Origin of the sequence: Oerskovia douganii, from assembly GCF_015142735.1 — a bacterium.
Taxonomy (GTDB): domain Bacteria; phylum Actinomycetota; class Actinomycetes; order Actinomycetales; family Cellulomonadaceae; genus Oerskovia; species Oerskovia douganii.
This window is the reverse complement of record NZ_JACSPN010000033.1, coordinates 1-11,618: the sequence shown is the minus strand read 5'-3', so window position 1 is coordinate 11,618 and position 11,618 is coordinate 1. Positions and strand designations below refer to the sequence as shown.

Here is an 11,618-nt window from a genome sequence, read left to right as displayed (position 1 = left end):
TTCCGCGACCTCGTCGCGGAACGGCCCTCTGGCTTCTCCGGTTGCCGCTCCGCACGCAGGAGCGCAAGACTGTGAGGCGGATCACATTTCTCGTCGCAACGACGGAACGGTGATCCTGGACACATCGGAATATTCGTCCGTCCATGGCGGACGGCTGAATTCCTGCCTCTGACCTGCATGGATACTGTGCACCGCGAGACAGGGGGGCCGGTCGGGGACGACCGCCGAGATTGAGGGTGAAGAACCGCGTCATGAATCGTCGGTTCGCCCATCTCTCCCAGTAGCAGCACGCACCGGATCGACCCATGACGCGATGGGAAGACCGGTCAGCACATGGAGGAAGCATGAGCATCATCGAACTGGCCCGGACAGAGTCGCCGGCCGTCCAGCTCGCAGCACCACTCACCCGCCGTGAGCAGGTCGTGCTGTCGAACCTTTCCGAGGACATCACCCTGGAGCAGATCGCGACGAAGCTGTTCGTCACGCGCAACACCGTGAAGTCCCAGGTGCGCAGCCTGTACCGCAAGCTCGGTGTCTCGACCCGGGCCGAGGCCGTCCAGTGGGCCAAGGACGCCGGGCTCCGCTGAACCGACGTGCTTGCCGGGGGCCCCCCCCGGGGGGGGGGGGGAGTCGGCGGTGGCACGGGCAGGGACGCCGAGGGGCGGAGTCGTCCGGGGTCGTCGGGACCCCGGGGCGGTGTGCGCGGCGTGGCGTGTCGGTGGCGCCACCGACCCTGACCCGTCGTGACCGGCGTGAAAGACTTCGGGCATGACCTCCCGCCGTCTCGTGGTGGCCGCCGCCGTCGTCGACGACCTCACGACCCCTCGCCTGCTGCTCGCCGCCCGCCGTTCTCGGCCGGTCGAGCTCGCGGGGCGCTGGGAGTTCCCGGGGGGCAAGGTCGATCCCGGGGAGACGCCCGTCGACGCGCTGCACCGCGAGCTCCGCGAGGAGCTGGGCGTGGCGGTCGACCTGGGCGAGGAGCTCGTCGGGCCCGACGACGGTGGGTGGATCATCACCGACCGGCACGTCATGCGCCTGTGGCTTGCCCGCATCGTCGGGGGCGAACCCGAGCCGCTCGTCGAGCACGACGCGCTGAGGTGGTTGCCCGCGGGGGAGTGGGGGAGCGTCGACTGGCTGGACGGCGACGTCCGGATCGTCGACGCGCTCAGCGACTGGGTGGCGCAGGAAGCCGTCTGACCCAGGTCTCGACCTGACGCCTGCTGCGCAGGCGCACCAGGACGACGGGCCGGTCCTGCAGGGCGACCGTGGTCGGCAGGTCGCGCAGCGAGTGCCGTGTCCACCACGCCCACCGGACGATGTGGTCGCGGTCGGTGAGGAGGGTCCTGAGCGGCGGCTCGACGTTCCCGTTCCAGAGCACCTCACGCCGCACGGCGCGTCGCACCGTCCGGCCGATCACCTGGCGCATGACGGTGGCCGTGGGCAGGTCGAGCCACACGAGGAGATCGGCCTCGTCCAGCAGCAGCGGGCGCACGGCGCGGTACTGCCACTCCACGACGAAGGCCTCCTGCCCGACGACGTCGCGCACGTCCTCGAGGAACGTCGCCCGGGGGACCCACCCCGGTCCGTGGAAGAGCGCGTCGAGCTCGGTGTACGGCAGGTCGAGCCGGGCGGCCAGACGCTGCGCGAGCGTCGACTTCCCCGCACCCGAGACCCCCGCCACGAGCACGCGGCGAGGGGTGCGCCCGAGGTGCGCGACGACGTCGTCCAGGGGGCCGAGGACTGTGCGCACCCCGGGACCTTACCCGACGGTCCCGGACCTGGTTCGCCGCGCGGTCCCGGGCCAGCGCTGGTATCACGGAGAGACGTACGACGTGGCGCCGGGGGAGTCGGACCTGTGCACCACCCACCTCCGACCGTCCGACCGGGCCTCGTGCACGCACGGCGTCCTCCGCAGAGAGGTGACCGCATGAGCGACCTCACCGGGCTGGGAACCCCGGCACGGCCCACGAGCGTCACCGTCGCGGTCGTGCTCACGTGGATCGCGGCCGTCACGGACGTCGTCAGCAGCGTCGCGCTCTACCTGCTCGCGCGGGACGAGGCCGTCATCGGCGCGCTCGCCGCGACCAGTGCCGAGATCCGGTTCTTCGCGCTCCTGAGCCTCGTCGTCGGGGTCCTCGTCGCGCTCGTAGCGCTCGGCCTCCAGACCCGTGGGCGGTGGGCGCTCATGGCCATCACGGTCGTGATGCTGGTCCGCGTCGGGGTCGGGGTCTACTCGCTGCTGCGTTTCGGTCCGCACCACGTGACGGGCGCCGTGCTGACGATCGTCGTCGCGCTCCTGGTGCTCGCGCTGCTCTGGAACCGCGCGTCGCGGCGGTACTTCCGGGGCTGAGGCACGGGCGGCGTCCCCGTCCCTGGCCGGGGCGGGGGCCGTCCGCGCAGGTCAGTCGTCGGCGGGCTCGCGCGCAGGAGCGCCCGTCGCCGGGGACCCGTCCGGCGAGACCTTCTGCTCCCCGAGGTGCTTCGGGGTCCAGCCCGTGCTGACCGCACCGATCAGCTGCGGCGGAGTGTGCTTGCGTGCCCAGGCCTTGAAGACCAGGTACATGCCGATCACCAGGGCGTAGCGCGCGAGGGCGAGGAGCGACTGGACGACGGGCTCCCCGCACCCGAGCGTCGCCGAGGTGTCGTTGAGCGAGTGGACGACCATGACGAGCAGGATCCCGCCGAGCGCTGCCGGCGTGCCCTTGCGCCCGTACAGGTGCCAGGCCCGCCAGGCGATCGCGACCGCGATGCCCGTGAAGAGCCAGTGGAACGGCGAGACGCCGAAGATGCGGGCGACCTGCGCGGAGACGACCATCCCCGTGGTGACGGCCGGGGTCTCGGCGCCGCAGAAGCTCGGCCCGGAGGCTGCAGCCGTCTGGTACGCGTAGAGAGTGGTCTCGGCGATCGCGAAGCCGAACCCGGCCGCGAGCCCGATCCCGACGCCCGCGCGGGGGTTGCGGTAGGTCCCGAGCAGGAACAGGACGATCGGGACGAGCAGCTTGGTGCTCTCCTCGGTCAGCCCGACGAGCGTGGTGGCGAGCGAGATCCCGCCGATCGAACCCGTCAGGTTGTTGAGGTTCATCGCGACGAGGAAGGTCGCCCCGGCGGTCGCGACGGCCACGGCCGCGACCTGGCCGAGCCCGACGACGTCCCGCAGCGCGAGCTGGCGCTCGACGAACCCGTAGAAGGCCCAGCACACGAGCGTCATGGCCAGGAAGCTGGTCACGGCCATGACGTGCACGTTCTCGGTCGCCCGGTAGGCGGCGACCCCGGCGACGAGGACCACGACGGCGGCGCCCAGGATCCCCATCCAGCTGCCCCGGGAGCGGCCGCGGAAGTGATGGCCGCGGTTCGCCGGCTCCCCGCCGTCGGCGACGTGCGCCGTCCAGGCCTGACCGTCCCAGAGGCGACGCCTCGCCGCGGTCGAGGCGGGGTCGGGGAACCATCCCTCGGCCGGGACGTCAGGGCGCTGCGGGGCGAGCCGCCACGCGGCGTAGAGACCGACGGCCAGCAGGACCGCACCGACGATGGTGAGCATCATGACGCCAGCCAACCACCAGGTCCTGCCGTCGAGCCTCCGGGCGACGCGACACGCCGTGGCGGACCGTGCCCGTGCGTCGGGCCCTGCCGCTGCCGCTGCCGATGCCGCTGCCTCGTCCCGCGCGCGCGTGATCGGCATCTGTGCCCTACTAGTGAGCGGCAGGTTTCGACTTTTGATTGACAGGCGATAGAAGTCGCCCTAGATTCCTACCAGGCGGTCGAGGAAGACCGCTGTTCTCGCAGGTGGATCCACCCTGATCCATGACGTACCGGGCACGCGGACATCGACACCGCGCGCCCGTGCCTTTCGGGGGTCACCCCGGTGCCCAGCCGGTGCACATCCCGTCGCCGACGACGGGACCCACCACCACTCGACGGCGAGGGGAGGACAGCAGCAGGCGAGGGCCGAGCGCCCGCCCGCCACCCGCACAGACAGAGACCGAGCCACCCGCGATCCCGCTGTTGCAGCAGCGAGCGGTGGCCCGGTCCGGCGATGAACCCCCATGAGGAGCTGCATCACTGTGAAGTCTATTCCTGAACGAAGGTCCGCGAGATCGCGGCTGGTCGCCGCCTCGCTCGCCGGCGTCCTGGCCCTGACCGGGCTGGCCGCCGCGACGGCCCCGGCCACGGCGCACGACGGCGTCGACCACGGCAGCGAGCCCGGTGCCGAGGGCGCGCTCGACTGGTCCAACTACGAGAAGATCCTTCTCACCAAGGACGTCGGCGAGCCGATCGACCTCGCGATCCTGCCCGACGGCAAGATCCTCCACACCGCACGCAACGGCGACGTCCGGCTCACGGACCCCCAGACCGGCGTCACGTCCGTCACCAACAAGATCCCCGTGTACGCGAACTCGGAGGACGGGCTCCAGGGCATCGCCGTCGACCCGGACTTCGCGGAGAACAACTGGGTCTACCTCGTCTACGCACCGCTCAGCGGCACGCCCGCGGGCTCGGCGCCCAACACGCTGCCCACCGGCGCGGACGCGAGCTACTGGGACCAGTGGAAGGGCGTCAACCGCCTCTCCCGCTTCCAGTGGACCGGCACCGGGCTCGACCTGGCGTCCGAGCAGAAGATCCTCGACGTCGAGGTCCAGCGCGGCCAGTGCTGCCACGTCGGCGCCGACATCGACTGGGACGGCGACGGCAACCTCTACCTGTCGACCGGTGACAACACCCCCGCCAGCGCGCCGGGAGCCAACGGCTTCGCGCCCAACAACGACGCTCCCGGGATGAACCCCGGTCTGGACGCGCGTCGCGGCGCCGGGAACAGCAACGACCTGCGCGGCAAGATCCTGCGCATCAACGTCCAGGACGACGGCACCTACACGATCCCCGAGGGCAACCTCTTCCCGGTCGGTACCGAGAAGACCCGCCCCGAGATCTTCGTGATGGGAGTCCGCAACCCGTTCCGCATCGACGTCGACCCCGAGACGAACAGCCTCTCGTGGGGCGACTACGGACCCGACGCGGCCAACGCCGACCCGAACCGTGGCCCCATGGGCTACGTCGAGTGGAACACCGTGAGCCTCGACGACCCGCACAACGCGGGCTGGCCCTACGTGCACGGGCCCAACGCGGCCTACAACGAGTGGAACTTCGCGACGAGCACGCCCGGGGCGTTCTTCGACCCGGCCGCGCTCAAGAACAACTCGCGCTGGAACACCGGCCTCGTCGACCTGCCCCCGGCCCGTGCCGCGACGCTCTACTACGGCGACCGCCCCGGCGACCAGCCGTGGGACGAGCTCGTGAACTTCGGCAGCGGCAGCGGCCAGGCGCCCATGGGGGCACCCGTCTACCACTACGACGCCGAGAACCCCTCGACGTCGAAGCTCCCGGAGTACTGGGACAACAAGGCGTTCTTCGGTGAGTTCTCCCAGGACTACCTGGCGGCCTTCACGGTCGACTGGGACTCCTACGAGGTCACGCACATCGAGGACTTCACGCCCAACGCACAGCTCGCGAAGAACGCGCAGCCGCTCAACGACAACATGATCGACATGGAGTTCGGGCCGGACGGCTCGCTCTACGTGCTCGACTACGGTGACGGCTTCTTCCGTGCCAACCCGGACGCCGGCCTCTACAAGGTGTCCTACGCGGAGGGGAACAAGGCCCCGCAGGCCCGGTTCACCGCGAACCCGACGTCCTCCTCCGAGGCCCCGCTCGTGGTGGCCTTCGACGCGGGCACCTCGAGCGACCCCGACGGCGACGCCCTCACCTACCAGTGGGACTTCGACGGCAACGGCTCGTTCGACGCCACGGGCGTCACGGCGAGCCACACCTACACGACCCTCGGCCAGTACAACGCCCGCCTGCGCGTGACCGACGCCAAGGGCAAGTTCACGCTCACGTCCAAGGTCGTCTCGGTCGGCAACCAGGCACCGACGGTCACGGTCGACTACCCCGGCAACGGCTCGTTCTTCAGCTGGGGCCAGGCCGTGCCTTTCAAGGTCTCGACGCAGGACGCCGAGGACGGGACCGCGACCGCGTGCAACCGCGTGGCGTGGACCTACGGTCTGGGCCACGACGAGCACGCCCACCCCGAGGTCTCGGGCACGGGCTGCACGGGAGCGTGGAAGACGTCTCCCGACTCGCCGCAGCACGGTGAGGGCGCGCACATCTACGGCGCCGTCGTCGTGTCGTACACCGACAACGGGCACAACGGCCTGCCTGCCGCTCCCGGCGAGGCGACCGTCCAGCTCAACCCGTTCGTCCAGCAGGCCGAGCACGCCAAGAGCCAGGGCGTCGTGGCCTACGAGGACGAGACGGCGGGTGCGGGCCAGGCGATCCGCGGCCTCGGCACCGGTGACCACCTGTCGTACAGCCCGGTGAACTTCGCCGGGATCACGGGCGTCAAGGTCGTCGCCAACGGTGGCGGTCAGCTCCAGCTCCGCTGGGGAGCGGCCGACGCCGCACCGTTCGCGACCGCGCAGATCCCGTCCGGCGCAGGCTGGAAGGAGGTCACGGTGCCGTTCACGAACGTCCCGCAGGGTTCGGGCACGCTGTTCGTGACCTCGGCCAACGAGCTGGCCGTCGACTCGTTCGACTTCCAGGGCGTGGGCGTCGGCGACGTCAAGGCGCCCACGGTCAAGCACTCGCTCGACCCGGCCGCACCCACGGGCGTGGGCGGCGTCTACAACAAGGCCGTGCGCATGAACCTCGACGTCAAGGACGACGGGGCGCTCGCGAGCGTGCAGTACTCGACCAACAACGGTCAGTCCTGGACGAACGTGGCCGCGGCGAACGGTGCCTACGGGGTCAGCTTCACGACCAACGGGGCCCGCACCGTGCAGTACCGCGCGACCGACACGGGCGGCAACGTCTCGGCGGTCGGGTCGGTCTCCTTCACGATCGACCTCGCAGCGCCGAACGAGCCCACGGTGTCGTCGGTGACCAAGGTCGCCGTACCGGCAGCCCGCGTCTCGTTCGGGGCACCCGGCGAGGCCACGGTCACCGTCACGGGCGAGGGCGGCACGCCCACGGGCGACGTCGTCCTGACCTCGGGTGACACCGAGGTCGGTCGCGGATCCCTCGTCGAGGGCACGGCGACGATCGCGCTCGACGCGTCGCTCGCCGTCGGGACGCACACCCTCAAGGCGACCTACCAGGCCGACCAGGTCTTCAAGAAGTCGTCGGCGACCGTCCGCCTCACGGTGGCCGCCGCCTCCTCGACCGTCACGGGCTCGGTCTCGCCCAACCCGGTCAAGCCGTCGATCGCCGCCAAGGCGACGATCGCGGTCGAGAGCTCGACGGGCGTCGTGCCCACGGGCGACGTCACGGTGACGATCAAGCGCAACAACGCGACGGTCGCCACCCGCACCGGGACGCTCGACGCCTCGGGCGCCGTCGTCATCACGCTGCCGAAGCTCCCCGAGGTCGGCACCTACAAGGTCGAGGTCGCCTACCTGGGCTCGACCGGCGTCGGCAAGAGCTCGACGTCGTTCAACCTCACCGTCCGCAGCTAGGCACGCAACCCCGCACGTGGTAGCCTGGGGCGAGAGCCCCGGGCCACCGAACCTCACCTCGAAGGAGAGACATGAGTTCACACGAGCACCACCACGAGTCCATCCCGGCTCGCCCCATGAGCCGGCGCAACCTGCTCAAGGCCCTCGCGGCCTCGACGGTCGCCGTGGGCGTCGGTGCGACCCTGGGCCCGACCGCGGCCTCCGCGATCGGTGGCATCGCCGCAGCCCCCAGCAGCGGGCGCAACCGCCTCGTCCCGGTCAACCGCATCGGCATCCAGCTCTTCACGATCCGCGACAAGGTCAGCCAGCTCGGCTTCCGCGCCGTGTTCGAGGAGCTCGCCGACATCGGCTACTCCGAGGTCGAGTTCGCCGGGTACACGCAGGGGCAGGTCGGCGCGATCACCATCCCGGAGATCCGCCAGCTCCTCGACGACAACGGCCTGCGGGCCGTGGGGGCCCACGTCAACCTCAACCCGAGCAACATCGACGCCGAGATCGAGAAGGCGCTGATCCTCGGCATGCCGCACCTGGGCCAGGGCGGCGCCATCAACAACACCAACACGGTCGCGGCGTGGACGGCCGCGGCCCAGACGTGGAACACCATGGGGGTCAAGGCCAAGGCCGCGGGCCTCAAGCTCTACGCGCACAACCACGACGGCGAGTTCCGCTTCACGTCGGACGACCCGAGCCGACGCGTCTACGACCTGCTGTGGGACGAGTTCGACCCCGACCTCGTCTACTTCGAGATGGACGTCTACTGGGCGCACGTCGGGCAGCACAAGTACCCGGGCTTCGAGCCCATCGAGTACATCAAGCGCGACCCGCGCCGCTTCCCGATGCTCCACCTCAAGGACGGCAAGGCCAACCCGAACAGCGCCAACGGCTACGACATCATCGAGTTCGGCGCCGGCAGCATCGACTACCAGTCCTTCCTCTCGCAGCTGCGCACGCGCGGCCAGCACTTCGGCCTGTACGAGCAGGACAACGCGAGCTCGGTCGCCGAGCCGCCGAACCCGCTGAACTCGCTGGGCAACGCACGACGTAGCTACACCTCCATCTACGGCCTTCGCGGCTGACCCACCGAGATCACAGGAGAATCGACATGAAGTGGAAGGTTTCAGCAGCCGCTGCCGCAGCGTTCGCGCTGGTCGCCGTCGCGGCCCCGGCAGCTCACGCCGCGAGCACCGACTGCACGACGGAGCTCGACGACACGGTCGTCGCAGGGGACCTGGTGGTCCCTGCGGGGGCGACCTGCGTCCTCGGCGGCACCACGGTCCAGGGTTCGATCATCGTGGGTGACGACGCGTGGCTCGACGCGACCGAGGTGGTCGTCGAGGGTGACGTCGTCGCGACCGACGCGTACGGCGTCCTGATCGACGGCGCGAGCGTGGACGGTGACATCAGCTCGTACACCGCGGGCTCGCGCGCCGGGTTCCTCTACCTGTACGACCTGCGGGTGGGTGGCAGCGTCGCGACGGGCGGGGTGGACGTCGAGATCTCGGACACGAAGATCACGGGCAACCTCACGACGCAGGTCGCGACCTACGTCGACCTGCTCCGCACGAGCGTGGGCGGCGACGCGACGCTCGGCGACAGCGACTTCGGGGTCACCGTGGGTGGCGCCGTGGTCGCGGGCAACCTGTCCGTGACGGGCACCTCGCGCGACGCACTCGTCGGCGCGAACGCGGACGGCACCGCCGACCAGTGGGGCAACACGGTGGGTGGGGACCTCGTCCTGACCGGCAACACCGCGAACCTCCAGGTCGCGGGGACCACGGTCCACGGGGTCGTACGCCTCGCGGACAACACCCCGGCGGCGAACTTCGGTCCGGGCAACACCGCGGGCTCGGTCGAGGGCGACCTCACCGGCACGGCCCCCGGTGCGATCGCGGCGGGCGACCAGTCGGTCGCGGTCGTGATCCCCGAGCCGCGTCCGGGCGAGCTCACGTGGAGCCTCGAGGGCTCGACGGGCCTCGTCGACCTGGGCGTGGCCGAGGAGCAGGGCGACCACTTCGCCGCGACCGGCGACCTGGTCCCGGTCCGCGTCACGGACACCCGCATCGAGGCGCCGGCTTGGTCGGTCTCGGCGCAGGTCGGTGACTTCGTGGCGGGCGGCGAGACGGTGTCCGGCAAGTACCTCGGCTGGACGCCGGAGATCCTCGAGAACGACGGCGGAGCGGTCGCCGGTGCGCCCGTCGCCTCGGGCTTCGTCGAGGGTGACGGCCTGTCCGTCGCCCGCACCCTGGGCAGCGCGGAGGCCGGGCACGCCCGCGGCTCCGCGGTCATCGGGGCGGAGCTGGACCTCAAGCTCCCGCTCTCGGTGAACGAGGGGACCTACAACGCGACGTTGACGCTGACCGCGCTCAGCTAGGTCACGTCGTGATCGTGGTGCCGGTCGGCCCGTCCCTCCGCGGGCCGGCCGGCACCACCGCTCGACAGCTCGCCCCGACCGAGCCCGGCAGGACCGGTCGGAACTCCACGAAAGCAGGCACGACCATGGCGACCCAGCAGCTGACCGTCCGCCCCGAGCGCGACACCGACGCAGGCTCCGCGCTGACCAACGTACGCGCGCACCAGCGGGAGAACGGTCACAGCCACGCGCTGTGGATCCTCGCGGTGCTCGCGGTGACGCTCGTCGTGGGCCTGGTCGTCTCGCTGCTCGCCCCGGGCGCCGCCGCGCTCGCCCACCCCGCACAGGCCGCCGCGCTCCCGCACCAGGTGAGCGCCGCCGTCGGGCCGGAGGCGGACCCGGCTGCGCCGGACGCCGCCCCCGAGGACGCCGCGCCGACCGTCTCGACGCCGGTGACGTGGGGCGTGCGCCCCGCCGACACCGTGCACGGCACCGAGCGCCCCAACTACGCCTACGCCCTGGCCCCCGGGACGGGCCTGGACGACGGGATCGTCGTCTCCAACTACACCGAGGGCCCCCTGACGTTCCGCGTCTACGCGGCCGACGGGTTCATGACCGAGGCCGGCGAGCTCGACCTGCTCCCCGCGGGCGAGGAGTCGCAGGCGCTCGGCTCGTGGGTCACGTTCCAGTCCCAGGAGGTCACCGTCGAGGGGGGCGACAGCGTCGTCGTCCCCTTCACGTTGACCGTCCCGGCCGACGCGACACCGGGCGACTACGCGGCGGGCGTCGTGTCGTCGCTGCTCGTCGAGAACGCGCAGGGCGTGAGCGTCGACCGCCGCCTGGGGTCGCGCATGCACGTACGTGTCGCGGGGGACCTGGTCCCGGCGCTCGCGGTCGACGACGTCGCGGTCACCTACGACGGCACGCTCAACCCCTTCGCGGCGGGCGACGCGACCGTGACCTTCACGGTCACGAACGACGGCAACACGCGCCTGGCCGCGGGCGAGTCGGTGCGCGTCGCCGGCCTGTGGGGAGCGGGTGCGCAGGGCTCGCCGCGCGTCGAGCTCCCGGAGATGCTCCCCGGGACGTCGGTGACGCGGACCGTGACGGTCGACGGCGTCTGGCCCCTGGGCCGCCTGACGGCCGACGTGCGGGTCGCCGCGGAGGTCGTGACCGCGATCGGCGCGACCGCCGCCGAGGCCGTCCCCGCCGTGGCCCCGGCGACCGCCACGGCCACGACGCTCGCGGTGCCGTGGGGCGCGCTCGCGCTGCTCGTCCTGCTGGTCGGGGCGGTCGTCCTGTGGCGTCGCACGGCCCGACGGCGTCGCGCCCGCGACGAGCGCAAGGTCGCCGACGCCGTGGCCCAGGCCCTCAAGGAGCGCGACGAGCAGCCCGTCGCCTGAACCGTCGCGGCCCGGCCGGGAGACCGGCGGGGCGCGGCCGTACGACAGATCATGCGTCCGGATCGACAGGTTGTGCACAGGGCCCGGGGAGCCGCGTCCCCCGGTGCTTGACTGCCGACGACGCACTCCCCGGCACCGGGCGGGCGTCGCCGCAGTTCCCACGACGAGGACGTCCGCGACATGCGCGCTCCTCGTGCCCGGATCCGGCGCGCGGACGACACGTTCTCCTGCGCCTCGTCAGCAAGGAGCACCCCGAAGTGAGCACGCCAACGGCTCGGCCGTCGATGTTCGGTCGGATCTCTCAGGTGTGGGCGGCGTTCGCTGAGCGTCGTCCGGGTCTGTCGCAGTTCTTGATGTTCT

General features: G+C 71.4%; 9 protein-coding genes. 7 read left to right on the top strand and 2 right to left on the bottom strand.

Going from position 1 to position 11,618, the window contains the following annotated elements; genetic code table 11:
- Positions 1 to 344: 344 nt before the first annotated feature.
- Together H9623_RS17610 and H9623_RS17605 are read left to right on the top strand one after the other, a co-directional pair.
- Positions 345 to 587: a LuxR C-terminal-related transcriptional regulator gene (locus H9623_RS17610; protein ID WP_193721320.1), complete on the top strand. Its 243-nt coding sequence runs from the start codon at positions 345 to 347 to the stop codon at positions 585 to 587.
- Between the two features lie 181 nt (positions 588 to 768).
- Positions 769 to 1,197: a (deoxy)nucleoside triphosphate pyrophosphohydrolase gene (locus H9623_RS17605; protein ID WP_193721319.1), complete on the top strand. Its 429-nt coding sequence runs from the start codon at positions 769 to 771 to the stop codon at positions 1,195 to 1,197.
- On the opposite strand, the gene H9623_RS17600 is transcribed toward H9623_RS17605, so the two are convergent.
- Positions 1,166 to 1,750 carry a P-loop NTPase family protein gene (locus H9623_RS17600; RefSeq protein WP_321575525.1) on the bottom strand — a complete coding sequence of 195 codons (585 nt, stop codon included), beginning with the start codon at positions 1,748 to 1,750 and terminating at the stop codon, positions 1,166 to 1,168. The genes H9623_RS17605 and H9623_RS17600 overlap by 32 nt on opposite strands.
- Before the next feature lie 177 nt (positions 1,751 to 1,927).
- Between H9623_RS17600 and H9623_RS17595 the strand changes: the two genes are divergently transcribed.
- Positions 1,928 to 2,350: a hypothetical protein gene (locus H9623_RS17595; protein WP_193721318.1), complete on the top strand. Its 423-nt coding sequence runs from the start codon at positions 1,928 to 1,930 to the stop codon at positions 2,348 to 2,350.
- 51 nt (positions 2,351 to 2,401) lie between these two features.
- Here the strand turns inward: H9623_RS17595 and H9623_RS17590 are convergent, their stop codons facing one another.
- Positions 2,402 to 3,541, bottom strand: coding sequence for a PrsW family glutamic-type intramembrane protease (locus tag H9623_RS17590; RefSeq protein ID WP_193721317.1), 1,140 nt, complete (start codon positions 3,539 to 3,541; stop codon positions 2,402 to 2,404).
- Positions 3,542 to 4,061: 520 nt separating this feature from the next.
- Between H9623_RS17590 and H9623_RS17585 the strand changes: the two genes are divergently transcribed.
- From H9623_RS17585 to H9623_RS17570, 4 genes are all read left to right on the top strand, one after another.
- A complete protein-coding gene (locus tag H9623_RS17585) occupies positions 4,062 to 7,505 on the top strand; it encodes a PQQ-dependent sugar dehydrogenase (RefSeq protein WP_321575524.1) in 3,444 nt (1,147 codons plus the stop codon).
- 71 nt (positions 7,506 to 7,576) lie between these two features.
- Positions 7,577 to 8,581: a TIM barrel protein gene (locus H9623_RS17580; RefSeq protein ID WP_227748871.1), complete on the top strand. Its 1,005-nt coding sequence runs from the start codon at positions 7,577 to 7,579 to the stop codon at positions 8,579 to 8,581.
- 26 nt (positions 8,582 to 8,607) lie between these two features.
- Positions 8,608 to 9,876, top strand: a complete 1,269-nt coding sequence (locus tag H9623_RS17575; protein WP_193721315.1) for a hypothetical protein — start codon at positions 8,608 to 8,610, stop codon at positions 9,874 to 9,876.
- Between the two features lie 125 nt (positions 9,877 to 10,001).
- A complete protein-coding gene (locus H9623_RS17570) occupies positions 10,002 to 11,258 on the top strand; it encodes a hypothetical protein (RefSeq protein ID WP_193721314.1) in 1,257 nt (418 codons plus the stop codon).
- Positions 11,259 to 11,618 lie beyond the last annotated feature (360 nt).

Coding starts and splice junctions, on each gene's coding strand:
- H9623_RS17570 (WP_193721314.1), top strand. CDS start 10,002: ATGGCGACCCAGCAGCTGACCGTCCGCCCCGAGCGCGACACCGACGCA.
- H9623_RS17610 (WP_193721320.1), top strand. CDS start 345: ATGAGCATCATCGAACTGGCCCGGACAGAGTCGCCGGCCGTCCAGCTC.
- H9623_RS17595 (WP_193721318.1), top strand. CDS start 1,928: ATGAGCGACCTCACCGGGCTGGGAACCCCGGCACGGCCCACGAGCGTC.
- H9623_RS17590 (WP_193721317.1), bottom strand. CDS start 3,541: ATGATGCTCACCATCGTCGGTGCGGTCCTGCTGGCCGTCGGTCTCTAC.
- H9623_RS17605 (WP_193721319.1), top strand. CDS start 769: ATGACCTCCCGCCGTCTCGTGGTGGCCGCCGCCGTCGTCGACGACCTC.
- H9623_RS17575 (WP_193721315.1), top strand. CDS start 8,608: ATGAAGTGGAAGGTTTCAGCAGCCGCTGCCGCAGCGTTCGCGCTGGTC.
- H9623_RS17580 (WP_227748871.1), top strand. CDS start 7,577: ATGAGTTCACACGAGCACCACCACGAGTCCATCCCGGCTCGCCCCATG.